Raw genomic sequence first — 20,834 nt, 5'->3', positions numbered from 1 at the left:
ACGGAAGCCATCTCCGCTTTTTTCGGTATCGTTAACCGTAAAGAAATAAATACAGAATATGGACTTTCATAATTACACACGCACAGCGTGAACATAACAACCACACACGAGGTTTCAAATGGAAGCTCAACAGCATGGCGATCAGCTAAAGCGCGGCCTTAAAAACCGCCATATTCAGCTCATCGCCCTGGGCGGTGCTATTGGTACTGGCCTGTTTCTGGGCAGCGCATCCGTAATCCAGTCTGCCGGTCCAGGCATTATTTTGGGTTACGCGATTGCGGGTTTCATTGCTTTTCTGATTATGCGCCAGCTGGGTGAAATGGTCGTTGAGGAGCCGGTCGCAGGCTCGTTCAGCCACTTTGCCTACAAATACTGGGGTAGCTTTGCGGGCTTCGCCTCCGGCTGGAACTACTGGGTTCTGTACGTTCTGGTTGCCATGGCCGAGCTAACCGCGGTCGGGAAGTACATTCAGTTCTGGTATCCGGAGATCCCCACCTGGGCGTCAGCCGCGGCCTTCTTCGTTATCATCAACGCCATTAACCTGACCAACGTAAAAGTGTTCGGCGAGATGGAGTTCTGGTTTGCGATTATCAAAGTCATTGCCGTGGTGGCGATGATCATCTTCGGCGGCTGGCTGCTCTTCAGCGGCAACGGCGGCCCGCAGGCCACCGTACGCAACCTCTGGGAACAGGGTGGCTTCCTGCCGCACGGCATGACCGGCCTGGTGATGATGATGGCGATCATTATGTTCTCCTTCGGCGGTCTTGAGCTGGTGGGCATCACCGCTGCGGAAGCCGACAACCCGGAGCAGAGCATCCCGAAAGCGACTAACCAGGTGATCTACCGTATTCTGATCTTCTATGTGGGCTCCCTGGCGGTACTGCTCTCCCTGCTGCCATGGACGCGCGTCACGGCGGATACCAGCCCGTTCGTGCTGATCTTCCACGAGCTGGGCGACACCTTCGTAGCGAACGCGCTTAACGTCGTGGTGCTGACCGCCGCGCTCTCTGTTTATAACAGCTGCGTTTACTGCAACAGCCGTATGCTGTTCGGCCTGGCACAGCAGGGCAACGCGCCGAAAGCGCTGCTTACCGTTGATAAACGTGGCGTACCGGTTAACACCATTATCGTGTCGGCGGTCGTGACGGCGCTGTGCGTGCTGATTAACTACCTGGCCCCGGAATCGGCCTTCGGCCTGCTGATGGCGCTGGTGGTTTCCGCGCTGGTGATCAACTGGGCGATGATTAGCCTCGCGCACATCAAGTTCCGCCGCGCCAAGCAGCAGCAGGGCGTCACCACTCGCTTCCCTGCCCTGCTCTATCCGCTGGGGAACTGGGTTTGCCTGGTGTTCATGGCGGCCGTGCTGGTTATCATGCTCATCACCCCCGGCATGGCAATCTCCGTTTACCTGATCCCGGTCTGGATTGCGATCCTCGGCGTGGGCTATCTGGTGAAGCAGAAAAATGCCAAAACGGTGAAAGCGCACTAAGTGTTTTCTCGCTGCGCCCGTCCTGCCGGGCGCAGCGTCTTGTTACCTTCCTCACAAATTCACGCCAACAGCAAAATCATCCATATCACCGCCCTTATACTGCAACGCATATATTCGTTTGCCAGCGAATAATTCTCTCCATACCGAAACCCGGAGAGCTGTCGATGGATAACAACAAACTGTCAGTAAAAGAAAAGATCGGCTATGGCATGGGTGACGCCGGATGCAACATTATCTTTGGCGCCATCATGTTATTTGTTAACTATTTTTATACGGATATTTTTGGTCTTGCGCCTGCGCTGGTTGGCGTTTTGCTGCTTTCTGTACGCGTCATCGATGCCGTAACGGACCCGATCATGGGGGCGATTGCCGACCGTACCCGCAGCAAATATGGCCGGTTTCGTCCATGGCTGCTGTGGGTTGCCTTCCCCTATGCGCTGTTCAGCATCCTGATGTTTACCACGCCAGACTGGAGCTATAACAGCAAGGTTATCTATGCGTTCGTCACCTATTTCCTGCTGTCGCTGACCTATACCGCCATCAACATCCCGTACTGCTCGCTCGGGGGCGTGATCACCAACGACCCGAAAGAGCGCGTTGCCTGCCAGTCCTATCGTTTTGTGATGGTCGGTATCGCCACGCTGCTGCTCTCCTTAACGCTGCTGCCGATGGCCGACTGGTTCGGCGGGGATAACAAAGCCAAAGGCTACCAGATGGCGATGACCGTGCTGGCGCTGGTGGGTACCTGCATGTTCCTGTTCTGCTTCGCCACCGTGCGCGAGCGCGTACGTCCGGCGGTGCAAACCCATGACGAGCTGAAAAATGATCTGAAGGACGTGTGGAAGAACGACCAGTGGGTGCGTATTCTGCTGCTGACGCTGTGCAACGTCTGCCCGGGCTTTATCCGCATGGCGGCAACCATGTATTACGTTACCTGGGTAATGGGTCAAAGCACCCATTTTGCCACGCTGTTTATCAGCCTGGGCGTTGTCGGCATGATGTTTGGCAGCATGCTGGCGAAAGTGCTGACCGACCGCTGGTGTAAGCTTAAAGTCTTCTTCTGGACCAACATCGCGCTGGCGATCTTCTCCTGCGCCTTCTACTTCTTCGACCCGAAAGCCACCGTCACCATCGTGGTGCTCTACGTCCTGCTCAACATCCTGCACCAGATCCCCTCCCCGCTGCACTGGTCCCTGATGGCCGACGTGGACGACTACGGCGAATGGAAAACCGGGAAGCGCATCACCGGGATCAGCTTCTCCGGCAACATCTTCTTCCTCAAGCTGGGCCTGGCGATTGCCGGGGCGATGGTGGGCTTCCTGCTCTCCTGGTACGGTTACGACGCGGGGGCGAAAGCGCAGAGCGCGGATGCCATCAACGGCATCGTGCTGCTCTTTACCGTCATTCCGGGCGTCGGGTATCTCATAACCGCTGGCGTGGTGCGTCTGCTGAAAGTTGACCGGGAGACGATGAAGCGGATCCAGGAAGACCTGGAGAAGCGCCGCATTAACTATCGCGAGCTGAACGAGTATCAGGAAATCAGCGCCGCTGAGACTAAATAAGGAAAGCCGAATGCAAACCTGGCCAAACCCGTTTATTGAACAACGCGCCGACCCGTACATCCTGCGCCACGACGGGCAATATTACTTTATCGCCTCCGTGCCGGAGTACGATAGGCTGGCGATCCGCCGCGCGGACTCGCTGGAAGGTTTACGCAATGCCGAAGAGGTGGTGGTCTGGCGCAAGCCTGACGCCGGCCCGATGAGCCAGCTGATCTGGGCACCCGAACTGCACCACATTGACAACAAGTGGTACATCTATTTTGCCGCCACGCATACGCAGGCGCTCGACAAGCTGGGGATGTTCCAGCACCGCATGTTTGCGCTGGCGTGCGCCGACGGCGATCCGCTTACCGGGTCGTGGGTGGAAAAAGGGCAAATCAAAACGCCTTTCGACACCTTCGCGCTGGACGCCACCACCTTTGTTCATCAGGGCAAACGCTGGTACCTGTGGGCGCAAAAAGACCCGGATATTTCCGGTAACTCCAATCTTTACCTGTGTGAAATGGAAAATCCGTGGACGCTGAAGGGCGAACCGGTGATGCTCAGCAAGCCGGAATATGACTGGGAGTGCCGCGGGTTCTGGGTTAACGAAGGCCCGGCAGTGCTGTTCCACGGCGATAAGCTGTTCATCAGCTACTCCGCCAGCGCCACCGACGAGAACTACTGCATGGGATTACTGTGGATAGACGTGAACGCCGATCTGCAAAACCCGGCTAACTGGCAGAAATCCCCGCGCCCGGTGTTCGTCACCAGCTATGAAAACCGGCAGTATGGGCCAGGCCATAACAGCTTTACGCAGACCCCTGAGGGCGACGATGTGCTGGTCTACCACGCGCGAAACTACACTGAAATTGAAGGCGATCCGCTGTACGATCCCAATCGCCACACTCGCCTGAAGCGCGTCCGCTGGGACGAAAACGGGATGCCTGATTTCGGCATCCCGCCTGCGGATACGCTGTAACGGCTTCGGCGCGCTGGCTTAAACCAGCGTGCCGTAAATCGTCAGCAGCGCCACCACCACCACCACCACAAACGACGTTTTCTTCGCCATCGAGACGGCTGCTTTTGGCGTTTCGACTTTGTCCGCGTGCGGCTCACGCGCCAGCGAGAACTGCGCCAGGCGCGTTAACACCTGATACTGCGACGTATGGCGGTCCGCAAGGGAGGCAAACCACGCGGGCAGCGCTTTTTCGCCGTGACCGATAAGGGCATAGACCACGCCCACCAGACGCACCGGGATCCAGTCGAGCACGTGCAGAATGGCATCAATACCGGAAAGCAAACGCTCATGCGGGGTCAGATAACGGGCAAGCCAGGTCTGCCAGGCGCGCAGGAACGCATAGCCCATCAGCAGAACCGGCCCCCACGGGCCGCCCACCACAAACCAGAACAGCGGCGCCAGGTAATAACGGAAGTTGATCCACAGCAGCGCGTTTTGCAGCTCGCGCAGGAACTCACGTTCATCGCAGTCCGGCGGCACGCCGTGGATCATCGTCAGCTCGCTTGCCATCGCGCCGCGCGCGTGGGCATCGTCCCGTGAGGCGGCTTTCAGGTAGGCATGATAGTGCATACGCACCTTGCCCGCGCCGATGCACAGCACGCCCAGCAGGATCCACACCACCAGCAGCGGCACGTTGAAAAAGAGGCCGTAAAGCGCGCGCAGCAGCAGGAATGTAATGACCATCACACCGGCCGTCATCAGCAGCGTGCGTAGCATGGAAAAATGCCTGATGCGGCGGAATAACACTTCCAGCCGGTGATCCAGATGCCAGTGCTCGCCGAGCTTAAACAGGCGTTCGGCGATCATAACCAGCAGCATGGTAAACAACGTCATGTTATCTCCTTATCTGACGACGTGGTAAGCATGGCGTGAAACCGGGGCCAGTCAAACGCCGGGCCGGGGTCAGTTTTTCTTTCGGGGGCGATGTCGCTGTGCCCCGTAATATTGTCTGCAATGGCGGGATAAAGCCCGACTAACGTTTTCGTCACAGCAACCAGTTTCTGATATTGCGCATCGGTATAAGGCGTGGTGTCGGTGCCTTCCAGCTCAATACCAATGGAAAAATCGTTGCAGCGCTCGCGTCCTTTGTACATTGACACGCCCGCATGCCAGGCTCGCTTATCAAAGGGAACATACTGAACCACTTCGCCGTCACGACGGATCAGGCAGTGCGCCGATACGCGCAGGTGTGCAATCTCAGCAAAGAAAGGGTGGGCATCGGGATCTATCGTTCCAGTGAATAACGCGTCGATCCATGGACCGCCAAATTCACCCGGCGGGAGACTAATATTATGAACCACCAGCAGTGTGGGTTTTTCATCCTCCGGGCGGCAATCGTGGTGCGGCGACGGTACATGTCGCGCGTCTACCAGCCATCCGTTTTCTAACAACATGCTGGAACTCCTTATCTATGGTGCTGTTACTCGGTTCAGAGTAGCATGTTTCAATATTATGATTCGTTACCAATTTGGAGTTTTATCATGCCGCCTCGCCGCTATAACCCCGACCACCGACGTGACGCGCTTCTGGAACGTATTAATAGTGATATTCCGACAAGCGTTGCCCATGCTCTGAAAGAAGACTTGGGCGGCGACGTCAGCGCCGATAACGATATTACCGCCCAATTGTTGCCAAAAGAGACGCGCTCGCACGCGGTCATCATCACCCGCGAAGACGGCGTATTTTGCGGCAAACGCTGGGTTGAGGAGGTCTTTACCCAGCTGGCGGGCGACGAGGTGCAGGTAACATGGCACGTTGACGACGGTGATGCGGTCAGTGCGAATCAGCCCCTTTTCGAGCTGGACGGTCCGTCCCGCGTCTTGCTGACCGGCGAACGCACCGCGCTCAACTTTGTGCAAACGCTCTCAGGCGTCGCCAGCGAAGTGCGCCGCTACGTTGACCTGCTGGAAGGGACCCGCACGCAGCTGCTGGACACCCGTAAAACCCTGCCTGGCCTGCGCACCGCGCTGAAATACGCCGTGCTCTGCGGCGGCGGCGCAAACCATCGTCTGGGCTTATCCGACGCCTTCCTGATCAAAGAGAACCACATTATTGCCTCCGGCTCGGTGCGCAAGGCAGTAGAAAAAGCCTTCTGGCTGCATCCGGATGTGCCGGTCGAAGTAGAAGTGGAAAATCTGGACGAGCTGGACGAGGCCATCAAGGCGGGGGCTGACATCATCATGCTCGATAACTTCGACACGGAGCAGATGCGTGAAGCGGTCAAACGCACAAACGGCCAGGCGCAGCTGGAGGTGTCCGGCAACGTGACCTTCGACACCCTCCGCGAATTTGCTGAAACCGGCGTCGACTACATCTCCGTTGGCGCGCTGACCAAGCACGTACGCGCCCTCGACCTCTCGATGCGCTTCAAATAATTTGCCCTCCCCCTCTCCGCCCGGAGGGGGGAAATACGAAACCGCTCGCAATTACGCTGTCCATCTCTGCAACGCTGAATCATTTCCCTGAAAGCCCCTTCACGTTCACGCTTTTGCCCCTCGTTTCTGCGTCCCGGCACTGCCAGAGTAGCGCCACCTAACGTAAGGAGCAGACATGAACAGACAACAAGGATTTACGCTGATTGAGCTAATGGTCGTCATTGGCATTATTGCCATCCTGAGCGCGATTGGCGTCCCGGCCTACCAGAACTACCTGCGAAAAGCGGCGCTCACCGATATGCTGCAAACGTTCATTCCCTACCGTACCGCCATTGAGCTTTGCGCCCTGGATCGTGGGGGTGTGGATCGCTGCGACGCAGGCACCAATGGAATTCCCTCTCCGACAACCACGCGTTACGTTTCGGCGATGAGCGTGGCGAAGGGGGTCGTATCGTTAACAGGGCAGGAAAGTCTTAACGGACTCGAAGTGCTGATGACGCCGATCTGGAGCGACGGTAACGGTATGAAGGGCTGGACGCGCGACTGCAAAATTGCGTCCGACAGTGCGCTCAGACAAGCCTGTGAAGATGTTTTCCGCTTCGACAACAACTAGCAGGAGTGGGCAATGAATACCGAACAACTTATGACGCTCTGTCAGCGCCATCACGCACTGCTGCTCGCAAGCGACACCGACACAATCAGCATTGCGGTGGTGGGTAACCCTGCCTCTGAGCTGATGGAGGCGTTACGCTTCGCCACACAGAAGCGTATTGATATCGAGTGCTGGACGGCCGAGCGGATGGAAAAACGGCTACAGCCCGTCTCATTATCCCATCTGCCGGGCATAGCGCCGAACTCAGCCGCAGATGTGCTCAACACAACGTTGCAGCAGGCAGTAAACCAGCGGGCCTCCGATATCCATATTGAACCGACGGACAACGGCTACCAGATCCGGTTGCGAATTGACGGCGTACTCTACCCGCAGCCGCCGATCCCTGCCGCCCTCGGGACGACGCTTGCCGCACGCCTGAAGGTGCTGGGCCAGCTGGATATTGCAGAGCGTCGGCTGCCGCAGGACGGTCAGTTTACGGTGGAGCTGGCAAGCGTCCCCGTCTCTTTTCGTATCGCAACCCTTCCCTGTAGCGGTGGAGAAAAAATCGTGCTCCGCCTGCTTCATCAGGTACAGCAAGCTCTGGAGCTTGAACAGCTGGGAATGAGCGCAGACCAGCAGGCCCGTTTTGCCGGAGTGCTTAACAGCCCTCAGGGTTTAATTCTGGTCACCGGCCCGACCGGTAGCGGGAAAACGGTGACGCTGTACAGCGCGTTGCAGGCTCGGAATACCCCTGACGTCAATATTTGCAGCGTGGAAGATCCGGTGGAAATTCCCCTTGCAGGCTTAAACCAGACGCAGATTAATCCGCGCGCGGGGCTGACCTTTCAGAGCGTGCTGCGCGCGCTGCTCAGGCAGGATCCTGACATCATTATGGTGGGTGAAATTCGCGACGGCGAAACGGCAGAAATTGCGATTAAGGCCGCGCAAACCGGGCATCTGGTGCTGTCCACCCTTCATACTAACTCGACGACTGAAACGCTGGTCAGGCTGCAACAGATGGGCGTAGCACGCTGGATGATCTCCTCGGCACTCTCGATGGTAATTGCCCAGCGGCTGGTACGCCGTTTATGTCCGTACTGCCGGCAGGAAACCAGCCGCCACGCCGAACTGCCGCGCACGCTGTGTCCCCGTCCGCTTCCTCGCTGGCAACCCACCGGCTGCGATCGCTGCTATCACGGTTTTTACGGTCGCGTAGCCATTTTTGAAGTGCTGGTCATCGACGATGCGCTCCGTCAGGCCATTGCCAGCGGAGCAAGTACGGAGGTGATTGGCTCCAGCGCACGACAGGCGGGAATGGCCTCTTTGTTTGAGCATGGCTGCATGGCCGTGGAGCAAGGGCTGACCACGCTCGAAGAGCTGTTGCGCGTACTGGGAATGCCCGATGGCTGCTAATTCGCTCTGGCGCTGGCGTGCTCTTACCCCCGAGGGGGACGTGCAAACGGGCACCCTCTGGGCCATCGACCGTGACGCAGCTTTCACCGCACTGGTGCTTAAACAGCTGCACCCGCTGGCGCTCAAGCGCTGCCAGAGACGCCACCGATGGCAGGTGCAGCACTGCTACGAGATTTTTCGCCAGCTCGCCACGCTGTTACAGGCCGGACTCACGCTGTCCCAAAGCCTGCAAATGCTGGCGGAACAGCATCCTCTGAAACAGTGGCAGGCGCTGCTGCACAGTCTTGCTGATGACCTCAGTGAAGGTTGCGCCCTGTCAGAGGCCATGAAGAAATGGCCAGAGGTGTTCAGCCCCCTGTATGTCTCAATGGTGAAAACGGGTGAGCTGACGGGAAAGCTCGAAGCGTGCTGCCGTCAGCTTGCGCAGCAGCAGAAATCCCAGCAGCAGCTCAGTGCAAAGGTGAAGAAAGCGCTGCGCTATCCAACGATCATTCTGACGCTGGCCGTTTTCGTGGTGCTGGCCATGGTCACGCTGGTGTTGCCCGAGTTTGCTGCAATCTACAAAACGTTTAACACCCCGCTCCCTTTGCTCACGCAGGCAGTGATGGGGCTGGCGGCCTTTGTTCAGACGCATATTCTTACCCTTGTCGCCCTGCTCATCATATTGGCTATCATCGCCTGTAAACTGCGGCGGCACCCGCACTGGCAGTATGTCTTGTTATATGTACCGGTAATGGGCACGCTGACGCGCGGGCAAAAGCTGGGACAAATTTTTACCGTGCTGTCATTAACCCAGCAGGCTGGCATTACCTTTTTACAAGGGCTGGAAAGCGCGGAGGAGATCGTTGAGCGTGGCTACTGGCAGGAAAAACTCCGCGCGATACGCAGCGATATCGAACAGGGCATGCCCGTGTGGTCCTCCTTCCAGAAGGCCTCTGTTTTCACGCCACTGTGTATTCAGCTCATTCGCACAGGCGAAATATCGGGTTCGCTTGATGTAATGCTGATGAATCTGGCCCGTCACCATACGGAGCAGACATTTCAGCAGGCAGACAATCTGGCGGCGCTGCTTGAGCCTCTGTTACTTGTCGTGACGGGACTGATTATCGGCACGCTGGTGGTGGCAATGTATCTGCCGATTTTTCATCTGGGGGATGCAATGAGCGTGGGGTAGCGCTGGCGCACGGACGCGCGCCAGCCGTAGCCGTCAGAGGCTATTAAATACGCGGTTTTCCTGCTCCTGAACGCGGATAAACGTCGTGCGTTTAGTCAGCTCTTTCAGGCGGGAAGCCCCAACGTAGGTACAGGCGGAGCGCAGACCGCCGAGAATATCGCGCGCCGTGTTCTCGACCGGGCCACGCAGCGGCAGCTTAACGGTTTTGCCTTCCGCCGCACGGTATTTGGCTACGCCACCCACGTGACGGGTCATCGCAGATTCAGAGCTCATGCCGTAGAACAGCATGAATTTCTCGCCGTTCTCTTCCACTACGGTACCGCCGCTCTCTTCGTGGCCTGCCAGCATGCCGCCGAGCATCACGAAGTCTGCGCCGCCGCCAAAGGCTTTCGCGACATCGCCCGGCATGGTGCAGCCACCGTCGCTGATGATTTGGCCGCCCAGACCGTGCGCGGCGTCAGCGCATTCAATGACCGCAGACAGTTGCGGATAACCCACACCGGTTTTCACGCGCGTGGTGCATACGGACCCCGGGCCAATGCCCACTTTCACAATGTCGGCGCCGGAGAGGATCAGCTCTTCACACATTTCCCCGGTCACCACGTTGCCCGCGATGATGGTTTTGGTTGGCCAGGCTTCACGCGCCTTGCTGACGAACTGGACGAAATGCTCGGAATACCCGTTTGCCACGTCAATGCAGACAAAATTCAGCGCAGGATTCGCGTTCAGGATCTGTTTGGTTTTCTCGAAGTCGGCATCAGACGTACCGGTCGAGACCATCACATGCTTCACCACGTCAGCGGAGGCGGAGGCGACAAACGCATTCCACTCCTCAGGGCTATAGTGTTTGTGTACCGCAGTAAGGATGTCGAATTGCGCCAGTGCGGTCGCCATCTCGAAGGTCCCGACCGTGTCCATGTTGGCCGCGATAATCGGCACGCCAGACCACGTCTGACCGGAATGCTTAAAGGTGAATTGACGTTCAAGTTCAACGTCTGAGCGACTTTTCAGTGTAGAGCGTTTAGGGCGGATAAGAACGTCTTTAAAACCTAACTTCAGATCTTCTTCGATACGCATGTGCGGATTCCTGGGGTTAGAGGCAAATTTATTAAAAGCACAACTCCAGTGACACTATCATACGCACTAATACCTGCTCCGCAAGACTGCGAAATTCTCTTTTTTTACGCTACAATCCTATAAATTTACCTGGTAAAAAGCGGGTAAAGAGAGCTAAACATTGGCTGTTATAAGTTTGAATTTTAAGCAACTGATTTTAAAAATGAATAATTCCCAGGATCCGATTTAATGGGGTATATCGTCGCATTAACCGGCGGCATCGGTAGTGGTAAAAGCACCGTTGCGCAGGCGTTTGCTCGTCTCGGCATCACGATTATCGACGCCGACATCATTGCCCGTCAGGTGGTAGAACCCAATACACCCGCCTTAAACGCCATCGAAGCGCATTTTGGTCGCAGTGTTATACAGGCTGACGGCACCCTGAATCGTCGGCAGCTGCGCGAGTGCATATTTTCCGATCCAGTGGAAAAAGCCTGGCTTAATGCCCTGCTCCACCCCATTATCCACCAGGAAACCCAGCGTCAAATTGCCGCAGCCCGTTCGCCCTATGTGTTGTGGGTGGTCCCGTTACTGGTTGAAAATCAGCTTCATAATAAAGCAGACAGAACGCTGGTGATTGACGTTTTCCGCGAAACGCAAATCCAGAGAACCATGGCGCGTGACCACGTTTCACGCGAGCATGCTGAACAAATTCTTGCCGCACAGGCCACGCGCGAAGCGCGCCTCGCCGTTGCGGATGATGTTATTGATAATAACGGCGCACCAGATGCCATTGCATCGGATGTTGCTCGTCTGCACGCGCAGTATCTGACCTTCGCCGCGCAGGCCGTTGCACAGGAAAAACCATAATGTCGACTCATATCCTTTTTGAGCACCCGCTTAACGAAAAAATGCGTACCTGGCTACGCATAGAATTCCTTATTCAACAGCTTTCACAACATCTGCCCGTCAACGATCACGCTACCGCGCTGCATTTTTTCCGCAACGTGGGCGATCTGCTGGATGTGATTGAACGCGGCGATGTCCGCACGGAGCTGTTGAAAGAGCTGGAGCGCCAGCAGCGTAAATTGCAGGCCTGGGCCGAAGTGCCGGGCGTGGATCAAAGCCGAATTGACGCCTTACGTCAGCAATTGAAAAACAGCAGCACTACGCTGATGGCTGCGCCGCGCGTTGGGCAGTTTTTACGAGAGGACCGTCTCATTGCGCTGGTGCGCCAGCGCCTGAGCATACCGGGCGGGTGCTGTAGCTTTGACCTGCCAACGCTGCATATGTGGTTGCACATGCCGCAGGAGCAGCGCGATCGTCAGGTAAACAGCTGGCTGGGCAGCCTGGAGCCGATGAATCAGACGTTATCGCTGATCCTCGATCTTGTGCGTAACTCTGCCCCGTTCCGCAAGCAAACCAGTCTCAACGGTTTCTATCAGGACAACGGCGACGACGCCGATCTTCTGCGTCTGAATCTGGCTCTTGGCGAGCAGCTTTACCCGCAAATTTCCGGGCATAAAAGCCGTTTTGCGATCCGCTTCATGCCGCTGGACAGTGAACATGGCACCGTGCCGGAACGCCTCGATTTTGAACTGGCCTGTTGTTAAGGAGTGCCGATGTCTGACGTAACCACCGTAAACTGCCCAACCTGTGGGAAAACTGTCGTCTGGGGAGAAGTGAGTCCGTTTCGCCCGTTCTGCTGCAAGCGCTGTCAGCTTATAGACCTGGGCGAATGGGCGGCGGAAGAGAAACGCATTCCCAGCGAAGGCGATCTCTCCGATAGCGATGACTGGAGCGAGAACCAGCAGTAAGCTCTGAAGCCTGCTGGCGCTTCGCTTAGCAGGCCTACAGGTTGCCCGTTAGCCGGGATATGACGGGCGCATTTGCCGGAGGAAATTTTTCGGCATCACTCGCGTGAAGCGTAACCCAGCCACCCGGTTGCCCCTCTTTACCCCACGGTTCCCCATCCCAGCTTTCCACCAGCCAGAACCACAGCGTGATGTGCCTGTCCGGAAACTGGTATTCCAGCTTATCAAACAGCGTTGCGCCAATCGGAGTAATGCCGACCTCTTCCTGAAGCTCGCGCACCAGCGCCTGCTCCGGCGTTTCACCGGATTCAATTTTCCCGCCCGGAAATTCCCATTTGTTCGCCATGTGCGCATCGGCGGCGCGTTGGGTTATGAAGATCTGATTTTGCGGGTTGCGAATGATCCCGACAGCAATTTGCAGTGTTTTCATCGTGTCACGTCCATAAAAAAGGCGCAGAAGTCTGCGCCTTTTCGAGTGGTTATGTCTTAGCTCAGGCGGCCGTGGCACGCCTTGTATTTTTTGCCGGAACCGCATGGGCACGGATCGTTACGACCGACCTTACGATCGCCCGTCTGCGCGGCGATTGCCGCTGCGGCTTCGCTTTCATCGGTCTGGTGGCTCAGCTGCTGCATCTGCGCCAGACGCTCAGCTTCTTCACGGCGCTGCTGCTCCATCGCTTCCACCTCTTCCGGCATACGCACCTGAACCTTGCTCAGGGTGCTGATGACTTCATACTTCAGCGATTCCAGCATGGCAGCAAACATGGCGAAGGATTCACGCTTGTACTCCTGCTTCGGATCTTTCTGCGCATAACCACGCAGGTGGATACCCTGACGCAGGTAGTCCATTGCCGCCAGGTGCTCTTTCCACAGGGAATCCAGCGTCTGCAACATAACGCCTTTCTCGAAGTGACGCATCATCTCAGCGCCAACCACTTCTTCTTTACGCTTGTAGACGTCCAGCGCGGTTTCGTAGATACGCTCGCGCAGCGTCTCTTCGTGCAGCTCAGGCTCTTTGTCCAGCCACTCTTTGATAGGCAGCTCGAGGTCGAAATCATTTTTCAGACGTTCCTGCAAGCCTTCGATATCCCACATCTCTTCCAGAGACTGCGGCGGAATGTGCGCGTCGATAGTGGCTTTGAACACATCTTCACGAATGCTGTTGATGGTTTCGCTCACGTCAGACACGTCCAGCAGTTCGTTACGCTGGGTGTAGATTGCACGACGCTGGTCGTTGGCCACGTCATCATATTCCAGCAGCTGCTTACGAATATCGAAGTTGCGGCTTTCCACTTTACGCTGGGCGTTGGCAATCGCTTTAGTCACCCACGGGTGCTCAATGGCTTCACCAGGCTTCATGCCCAGTTTACGCATCATGCCGGACACGCGGTCGGAGGCGAAAATACGCATCAGCGCATCTTCCATAGACAGGTAGAAACGGGAAGAACCGGCATCACCCTGACGGCCCGCACGGCCACGCAGCTGGTTATCGATACGACGAGATTCGTGACGCTCGGTACCAATGATGTGCAGACCACCGGATGCCAGCACCGCGTCGTGACGCACCTGCCAGTCGGCTTTGATCTGCGCGATCTGCTCTGGCGTTGGGTTTTCCAGCTCTGCGACTTCAGCCTGCCAGCTACCGCCGAGCATAATATCGGTACCACGACCCGCCATGTTGGTGGCGATGGTCACGGCAGCCGGATAACCCGCCTGAGCTACGATATCCGCTTCTTTTGCGTGGAACTTAGCGTTCAGTACGTTGTGTTTAATGCCCGCTTTGGTCAGCTCGTTAGACACCACTTCGGATTTCTCGATGGAGATGGTCCCCACCAGTACTGGCTGCCCCTTCGCAGTGCGATCGCGAATATCTTCGATGATCGCCTGAATTTTTTCCGCTTCGGTCATGTATACCAGGTCCGGCATATCCTTACGGATCATTGGACGGTTGGTTGGCACCACCACGGTATCCAGCTTGTAGATAGAGCTGAATTCAAACGCTTCGGTATCTGCGGTACCGGTCATCCCCGCCAGCTTCTCGTACAGACGGAAGTAGTTCTGGAAGGTGATGGATGCCAGCGTCTGGTTTTCGTTTTGAATGTCCACGCCTTCTTTCGCTTCCACGGCCTGGTGCAGGCCATCAGACCAGCGACGGCCCTGCATGGTACGACCGGTGTGTTCATCGACGATGATGACTTCACCGTCTTTCACGATATAGTCAACGTCGCGGGTGAACAGCGCGTGCGCGCGCAGTGCGGCGGTCACGTGGTGCATCAGCATGATGTTGCTCGGGGAATACAGGGACTCGCCCTCTTCCATAATGCCTTCAGCCACCAGCAGCTCTTCGATTTTCACCAGACCGCGTTCGGTCAGGTTCACCTGGCGCGCTTTTTCATCCACGGAGAAGTGACCTTCACCCTGGAAGGTATCGGAGTCTTCTTTCTCCTGACGCAGCAGGTGTGGAATAATTTTGTCGACTTTACGGTACATCTCGGAGCTGTCTTCGGCCGGGCCGGAGATGATCAGCGGGGTACGCGCTTCATCGATCAGAATGGAGTCAACCTCATCCACCAGCGCATAGTGCAGCTTACGCTGGACGCGCTCTTCCGGGCTGAACGCCATGTTGTCGCGCAGGTAGTCGAAGCCGTATTCGTTGTTCGTTCCGTAAGTAATATCCGCGTTATAGGCTTCACGCTTGGCGGGTGCCGGCAGGCCGGACATGTTAATGCCGACGGTCATGCCGAGGAATTCGAACAGTGGACGGTTGTTTTCGGCGTCACGCTGCGCCAGGTAGTCGTTGACGGTAACAACGTGAACGCCTTTCCCGGTCAGCGCGTTCAGGTAGGCCGGCAGCGTAGCGGTCAGGGTTTTACCTTCACCGGTACGCATTTCCGCGATGCAGCGCTCGTTGAGCACCATGCCGCCCAGCAGCTGTACGTCGAAGTGACGCATGCCAAACACACGCTTACTCGCCTCACGAACGACGGCAAAGGCTTCCGGGATCAGGCTTTCTAAGGTTTCGCCTTTTTCCAGGCGCGCGCGGAACTCCGCAGTTTTCGCCTTCAGCTCATCATCAGAGAGCTTCTCCATCGCCGGTTCCATACCGTTGATGACGTTTACAGCTTTGCGCATACGGCGCAGGGTACGATCGTTACGACTACCAAAAACTTTGGTTAATAATTTGATTAGCATAATAAATTCTCAAACGCCCCAGACGGGCAGATAAATTAAGGTATTGAAAAAGATTAATTTAGCTGAGGCGCAGAGGCCCGGCACGGATGCCGTGAACCTGGCTAATCCATGTCGAAACAGAGAAAGAGGAAGGGGGAACAAAATCGGTTTGTGCCGTCAGGCTTACGGCCACAGGCGGCTGATTGTCCTGCGTCAGCAGCGCATTAAGCGTATCGAGCAGGGCAAGATGCTGGGCCTGAACCGGCAGCGTTTCTTCAGCAACGGGCATCGTCTGCGGCGCCATCGCGAACGACAGATGGCGGATAACCGTGCGAATGGCGTGTTGCTGCCAGTAATCAACGGAGAAATTTGGACGACGGCTGGCTTCAAGCCAGGCGAGATTAGTAAAGTTAACCCGCGTGGTGAGATCGTGTTTGGTCGTCGTGGAACGTGCTGGCGTTGCCGCGTCTGCACTGTTGCTGAGCACAGGCAAGCCGAGACTCGCCGCGACCATCCCTAATAAGAGATGCGGCCAGAAGTAACGTCTGCCAAATTGTCGCCAGCGCGTCAGTATTCCGCTCACTTGCTCCACCACGTTCGCCCGCCGGTGCAGGCTGAATTCAGTAATTCTTTTTTTAGCGCCCAGATATTACCACTAAAGCCAATACACGGCAGCAGGAATGACACCTTGCAGCAGGTAAAAACGGTCAATAATGCAGCGAACACACCGTTATTCGGCACCTGACACGCGCCAGGGGTGAGAAGGGCAAATCAAAGAAAGGCAGAAATAAAAACGACTGGCTTCCCTGGTCGGAGAGAGTACCAGGTGAACCAGTCGCTTTTCTTACGAAACGGGTTTAACCGTTACGCCAGGACCATAGTCGGTGCTTTGAACGCCAGCGGCAGTTCAGCTTCGTCTTCGAAGGTCACATATTCCCAGGCTTCCTGTTTTGCCAGGACTGCCTGCAACAGTTTGTTGTTCAGTGCATGACCGGATTTAAACGCGGTAAAGGCACCAATGATATTGTGACCACACATGAAGAGGTCGCCGATCGCATCCAGCATTTTGTGACGAACAAATTCATCTTCAAAACGCAGGCCGTCTTCGTTCAGTACGCGATAATCGTCAACAACGATGGCACAATCGAAGCTGCCGCCCAAGCACAGGCCGCGGGACTGCAAATATTCGATATCACGCATGAAGCCGAAAGTACGCGCTCGGCTGATCTGACGCATAAACGCATCCGCAGAGAAGTTCATCGCGTAGCGCTGGGTGCTGGAATCAATCGCCGGGTGGTTAAAATCGATGGTGAAGTCCAACGAGAAACCATTGTACGGTTTGAATTCAGCCCATTTGTCGCCATCTTCGACGCGAACGGTCTCTTTAATGCGAACAAATTTCTTCGCGCAGTTCAGTTCTTCGATGCCGGCATCCAGCAGCAAATAAACGAACGGAGCAGCACTCCCGTCCATGATCGGGATTTCTGGCGCATCGACTTCAACAATAATGTTGTCGATACCCAGACCCGCCAGGGCGGCGTTCAGGTGCTCTACGGTAGAAATCCGCACGTCATGCTCGTTCACCAGACAAGTACAGAGCATAGTATCACGCACAGATTTGGCATCGGCCGGAAAATCTACCGGTGGATTCAAGTCGGTGCGACGATAGATGACCCCGGTATTGGCCGGCGCAGGGCGTAACGTCAGTGTGACTTTCTTGCCGGTATGTAAACCGACACCCGTCGCCTGAACGATACGTTTAAGTGTCCTTTGTTTGATCATCGTATAATCTCGCCAAATTAACTATCCAACCGAGAGTGTATATCACTAACGGTGGGCCAGTTTAGCACAAAGAGCGCAAATCCCCAAATTCCAGCCAATTCTTAGTCAGCTTGCTTACGCAGGAACGCCGGGATATCCAGATAATCTGGCTCTTTTGCCGTTTGTGGTGTCGGGTCGTTCACCACTTTCGCCGCCGGTTTTTGCTCCTGAGTCAGAGGCGCCATACCGTGCTGCTGGTAACGATCCATCACCGGCTGCTGAGTCTGTTTGTTGGTTACCAGGGTGATCTCAGGACGCTTGTCCATACCGATACCGGTGGCGACAACAGTCACACGCAGCTCGTCGTTCATTTCCGGATCAAGTGACGTACCGATTACCACGGTCGCGTTGTCAGAGGCGAACGCACGGATGGTGTTACCCACGGTTTCGAACTCATCCAGACGCAGGTCAAAGCCAGCGGTGATGTTGACCAGCACGCCGCGCGCACCGGACAGGTCGATATCTTCCAGCAGTGGAGAAGAGATCGCCATTTCAGCCGCTTCTTCCGCACGGTCTTCGCCGCTTGCCACGCCAGAACCCATCATCGCGTAGCCCATTTCGGACATCACGGTGCGAACGTCTGCAAAGTCAACGTTCATCAGGCCAGGACGGGTAATCAGTTCAGCGATACCCTGAACCGCGCCTTTCAGCACGTCGTTTGCTGCGCCAAAGGCGTCCAGCAGAGAAATACCGCGCCCCAGCACTTTCAGCAGCTTGTCGTTCGGGATGGTAATCAGAGAGTCCACGTGCTTGGACAGCTCGGTGATACCCTGCTCCGCGAAAGCCATACGTTTCTTGCCTTCAAAGTTGAAAGGCTTGGTCACGACAGCAACGGTCAGAATACCTAAATCTTTTGCGACTTCCGCCACAACGGGTGCTGCACCGGTACCTGTACCGCCGCCCATACCCGCTGCGATGAAGACCATGTCAGCACCATCCAGTGCAGCGCGCAGCGCTTCACGATCTTCTTCAGCCGCGTTACGGCCCACTTCCGGGTTAGCCCCTGCTCCCAGACCTTTGGTGATGCCACCACCGATCTGAATGGTCTGGCCAACAGCCGTTTTACGCAGTGCCTGTGCATCGGTGTTCACCGCGAAGAATTCAACACCTTCAATGCGCTCGCGCACCATATGCTCTACGGCGTTACCGCCGCCGCCACCGACGCCGATGACTTTAATCACCGCGTCGTTGGTTAATTCCATTGGTTCAAACATAGTTTCTCTCCGTTGTGCCTGTCGCCCGAGACCGCTAATTCTCTCCGGTCTCTTAAAAAATTAAAATTCTTTTCGCAACCAGGTGTTAAGTCGTTTGACCCACGACCCCACCGAGACGCGTTTTTCCACCTCTGCTTCACCACTTAAATGGGACTCTTTCCCGTAGTGCAGCAGGCCCACCGCCGTTGAATAGTACGGCTCCTGAGCATAATCCGTTAAACCGGTAATATTCAGCGGCGCACCGATACGCACCTGCGTATGGAACACGCGCTGAGCGCAGGCCGCAAGACCTTCAATTTGCGCTGCCCCGCCGGTTAATACAATCCCCGCCGCGAGATGATGTTTCACACCCTGCTGGCGAAGCTGTTCCTGTAACTGCAAAATCTCTTCGTTGACCAGGTTGAGCAGCTCGGTATAGCGCGGCTCAATCACCTCTGCCAGGGTCTGGCGTTGCAGGCTGCGCGGCGGTCGCCCACCTACGCTCGGCACTTCAACGCTTTCGTCTTTACCGACGATAGAGCCCAGCGCGCAACCATGGCGCACTTTAATCGCCTCTGCGTCGCTCGGTGGCGTACCAAAGGCATAAGCGATATCGCTGGTCACCACATTCCCGGCATACGGGATCACTTTGGTGTGGCGCAACGCACCGCCGGTATAGACAGCCATGTCCATTGTACCACCACCAATATCCACCACACAGACGCCCAGTTCACGTTCGTCTTCGGTCAGCACGGAATAGCTCGCGGCAAGACCGGCGAAAATAAGTTGGTCAACTTTCAGGCCACAACGTTCAACGGCTTTTACAATGTTCTTCGCCATATCGTTGTGACATGTGATCAGGTGCACTTTTGCCTGCATACGTACGCCCGACAGACCGACCGGATTCTTGATGCCTTCCTGGTAGTCGATCGCGTATTCCTGCGGGATCACATGCAGTACACGGTGCTCGTCGCGAACGCGCACGGATTTCGCCGTGTGGACAACGTTCTCAACGTCTTCCTGCGTCACTTCTTCTTCGGAAATCGGCACCATACCGATTTCATTCTGGCAGCTGATGTGCTTACCAGAAAGGGCCAGATAGACAGAGGAAATCTGGCAATCTGCCATCAATTCAGCCTGGTCGATGGCGCGCTGAACGCATTTCACCACCGACTCAAGGTCGTTTACCCCACCTTTATCCATACCACGGGACGGGCAGCTGCCCACGCCAATGATATTGACCATACCGTCGGGCAGAACTTCCCCTACTAAAGCGGCAACCTTCGCGGTGCCAATCTCCAGTCCTACTACCAATTTTCTGTCCGTCGACTTGATCATTGTTGTTCTGCCTGTACCTGTGCCTGATTCTGTTGCTGATTAGGTTCCTCGACCGGAGCCGGCTCCCAACCGACTGCTGCGCCTGAGTCATAGCGCAAATCAACGTAGCTTATCCGTTTGCCATCCGTCTGCGCCTGCTGCTGTAAAACCGGGTAAAGTTCTACAAAACGCGCCAGACGTTTCATTGTGTCGCCGCGGCCAAGGTTAAGCTTAATGCCGTTCGTAAGCGTCAGCTGCCAGGAGCGGCGCGCCGTCATCGCAGCTTCTTTTAACGCAAAACGATCCTTAGCCAGCACCTGCCCCATCTCACGAAAACCCTGCAAGACTTCGTTTTCGCTGCCTTCCGGGCCATACAACATCGGTAAATTCTGCTTGTTGACACGATCGCTCGGGACGCTGAACGAATTTCCGTCTACGTCAACCATATGCTGATCATTCCAACGCGCAATCGGCACATATTCAACCAGATGAATCTTCAATTCATCAGGCCATTGTTTTCTGACACTCGCCTGTTTAATCCAGGGCAGACGTTCAATCTGACTCTGAATAATGTTGACGTCCTGCGTCATAAAGGTGCCAGGCGACCCCAGTGCCAGAATAGACTGGCGAATGTCATCGTTACGCGTGTAGTGACGTTCCCCGGTCACCACCAGCTTCGACAGCGGCAACCGCTGCGCGTCTTCCATCCAGCCCAGCACCATCCAGCCGCTGATAAACACGGTGCACAGCACTCCGAGCAGGAAGATGATACCTGCAAGACGCGTACCATTACTCCGGCGCGAAGAAGTGTATTCTTCTTCCTCGCGGTTGCGCGTGTTCAATGCAGCCTGAGACAT

Annotated in this window: 20 protein-coding genes; 10 read left to right on the top strand and 10 right to left on the bottom strand. The window is 56.0% G+C overall.

Going from position 1 to position 20,834, the window contains the following annotated elements; genetic code table 11:
• Positions 1-118 precede the first annotated feature (118 nt).
• From aroP to DBR02_RS14535, 3 genes are all read left to right on the top strand, one after another.
• A complete protein-coding gene (gene aroP / locus DBR02_RS14545) occupies positions 119-1,489 on the top strand; it encodes an aromatic amino acid transporter AroP (protein WP_063450640.1) in 1,371 nt (456 codons plus the stop codon).
• 164 nt (positions 1,490-1,653) lie between these two features.
• Positions 1,654-3,051: a glycoside-pentoside-hexuronide (GPH):cation symporter gene (locus DBR02_RS14540; RefSeq protein WP_107534703.1), complete on the top strand. Its 1,398-nt coding sequence runs from the start codon at positions 1,654-1,656 to the stop codon at positions 3,049-3,051.
• Between the two features lie 10 nt (positions 3,052-3,061).
• Positions 3,062-4,012 carry a glycoside hydrolase family 43 protein gene (locus tag DBR02_RS14535; RefSeq protein WP_107534702.1) on the top strand — a complete coding sequence of 317 codons (951 nt, stop codon included), beginning with the start codon at positions 3,062-3,064 and terminating at the stop codon, positions 4,010-4,012.
• An 18-nt stretch (positions 4,013-4,030) separates the two neighbouring features.
• Here DBR02_RS14535 and ampE read toward each other — a convergent pair whose 3' ends face one another.
• Positions 4,031-4,885 carry a beta-lactamase regulator AmpE gene (gene ampE / locus DBR02_RS14530; RefSeq protein ID WP_064910129.1) on the bottom strand — a complete coding sequence of 285 codons (855 nt, stop codon included), beginning with the start codon at positions 4,883-4,885 and terminating at the stop codon, positions 4,031-4,033.
• Complete coding sequence (ampD, locus tag DBR02_RS14525) at positions 4,882-5,445, bottom strand: 1,6-anhydro-N-acetylmuramyl-L-alanine amidase AmpD (RefSeq protein WP_107534701.1); 564 nt, start codon at positions 5,443-5,445, stop codon at positions 4,882-4,884. The genes ampE and ampD overlap by 4 nt, the downstream gene beginning before the upstream one ends.
• 87 nt (positions 5,446-5,532) lie before the next feature.
• Here ampD and nadC point away from each other — a divergent pair, with 87 nt between their 5' ends.
• From nadC to hofC, 4 genes are all read left to right on the top strand, one after another.
• Positions 5,533-6,426, top strand: coding sequence for a carboxylating nicotinate-nucleotide diphosphorylase (nadC, locus tag DBR02_RS14520; protein WP_107534700.1), 894 nt, complete (start codon positions 5,533-5,535; stop codon positions 6,424-6,426).
• 175 nt (positions 6,427-6,601) lie between these two features.
• Positions 6,602-7,039 carry a prepilin peptidase-dependent pilin gene (gene ppdD / locus DBR02_RS14515; RefSeq protein WP_107534699.1) on the top strand — a complete coding sequence of 146 codons (438 nt, stop codon included), beginning with the start codon at positions 6,602-6,604 and terminating at the stop codon, positions 7,037-7,039.
• A gap of 12 nt (positions 7,040-7,051) precedes the next feature.
• The gene (gspE, locus tag DBR02_RS14510) at positions 7,052-8,431 is read left to right on the top strand and encodes a type II secretion system protein GspE (protein WP_107534698.1); all 1,380 of its coding nucleotides are present in this window, start codon (positions 7,052-7,054) and stop codon (positions 8,429-8,431) included.
• Positions 8,421-9,605 (top strand): protein transport protein HofC, encoded by a 1,185-nt coding sequence (gene hofC / locus DBR02_RS14505; RefSeq protein WP_107534697.1) that lies wholly within the window; start codon positions 8,421-8,423, stop codon positions 9,603-9,605. The genes gspE and hofC overlap by 11 nt, the downstream gene beginning before the upstream one ends.
• A gap of 33 nt (positions 9,606-9,638) precedes the next feature.
• On the opposite strand, the gene DBR02_RS14500 is transcribed toward hofC, so the two are convergent.
• A complete protein-coding gene (locus DBR02_RS14500) occupies positions 9,639-10,682 on the bottom strand; it encodes a GMP reductase (protein WP_022647054.1) in 1,044 nt (347 codons plus the stop codon).
• 228 nt (positions 10,683-10,910) lie between these two features.
• Between DBR02_RS14500 and coaE the strand changes: the two genes are divergently transcribed.
• From coaE to yacG, 3 genes are read left to right on the top strand one after another with little or no spacing between them, the layout of a single operon-like run.
• Positions 10,911-11,531 (top strand): dephospho-CoA kinase, encoded by a 621-nt coding sequence (gene coaE / locus DBR02_RS14495; RefSeq protein ID WP_107534696.1) that lies wholly within the window; start codon positions 10,911-10,913, stop codon positions 11,529-11,531.
• Positions 11,531-12,274, top strand: a complete 744-nt coding sequence (gene zapD, locus DBR02_RS14490; RefSeq protein WP_063450650.1) for a cell division protein ZapD — start codon at positions 11,531-11,533, stop codon at positions 12,272-12,274. Before coaE ends, zapD begins: the two co-directional genes overlap by 1 nt.
• A 9-nt stretch (positions 12,275-12,283) precedes the next feature.
• A complete protein-coding gene (gene yacG / locus DBR02_RS14485) occupies positions 12,284-12,478 on the top strand; it encodes a DNA gyrase inhibitor YacG (RefSeq protein WP_003856332.1) in 195 nt (64 codons plus the stop codon).
• A 34-nt stretch (positions 12,479-12,512) separates the two neighbouring features.
• Here the strand turns inward: yacG and mutT are convergent, their stop codons facing one another.
• From mutT to ftsQ, 7 genes are all read right to left on the bottom strand, one after another.
• Positions 12,513-12,905 (bottom strand): 8-oxo-dGTP diphosphatase MutT, encoded by a 393-nt coding sequence (gene mutT, locus DBR02_RS14480; protein WP_063450651.1) that lies wholly within the window; start codon positions 12,903-12,905, stop codon positions 12,513-12,515.
• A 56-nt stretch (positions 12,906-12,961) separates the two neighbouring features.
• Positions 12,962-15,667, bottom strand: coding sequence for a preprotein translocase subunit SecA (gene secA, locus DBR02_RS14475; RefSeq protein ID WP_063450652.1), 2,706 nt, complete (start codon positions 15,665-15,667; stop codon positions 12,962-12,964).
• Between the two features lie 58 nt (positions 15,668-15,725).
• Positions 15,726-16,229 (bottom strand): secA translation cis-regulator SecM, encoded by a 504-nt coding sequence (gene secM, locus DBR02_RS14470; protein WP_107535652.1) that lies wholly within the window; start codon positions 16,227-16,229, stop codon positions 15,726-15,728.
• A gap of 281 nt (positions 16,230-16,510) precedes the next feature.
• Positions 16,511-17,428, bottom strand: a complete 918-nt coding sequence (lpxC, locus tag DBR02_RS14465) for a UDP-3-O-acyl-N-acetylglucosamine deacetylase (RefSeq protein WP_006810110.1) — start codon at positions 17,426-17,428, stop codon at positions 16,511-16,513.
• Positions 17,429-17,529: 101 nt separating this feature from the next.
• Entirely contained in the window at positions 17,530-18,681 is a 1,152-nt protein-coding gene (gene ftsZ / locus DBR02_RS14460) for a cell division protein FtsZ (RefSeq protein ID WP_003856338.1), read from the bottom strand.
• Between the two features lie 60 nt (positions 18,682-18,741).
• Positions 18,742-19,998 (bottom strand): cell division protein FtsA, encoded by a 1,257-nt coding sequence (ftsA, locus tag DBR02_RS14455; RefSeq protein WP_003856340.1) that lies wholly within the window; start codon positions 19,996-19,998, stop codon positions 18,742-18,744.
• Positions 19,995-20,834, bottom strand: a complete 840-nt coding sequence (ftsQ, locus tag DBR02_RS14450) for a cell division protein FtsQ (RefSeq protein WP_063450653.1) — start codon at positions 20,832-20,834, stop codon at positions 19,995-19,997. Before ftsQ ends, ftsA begins: the two co-directional genes overlap by 4 nt.

This window comes from Enterobacter cloacae complex sp. (assembly GCF_900322725.1).
Taxonomy (GTDB): domain Bacteria; phylum Pseudomonadota; class Gammaproteobacteria; order Enterobacterales; family Enterobacteriaceae; genus Enterobacter; species Enterobacter quasihormaechei.
The sequence above is the reverse complement of the archived record's forward strand: the minus strand, read 5'-3'. Positions and strand labels throughout refer to the sequence as shown.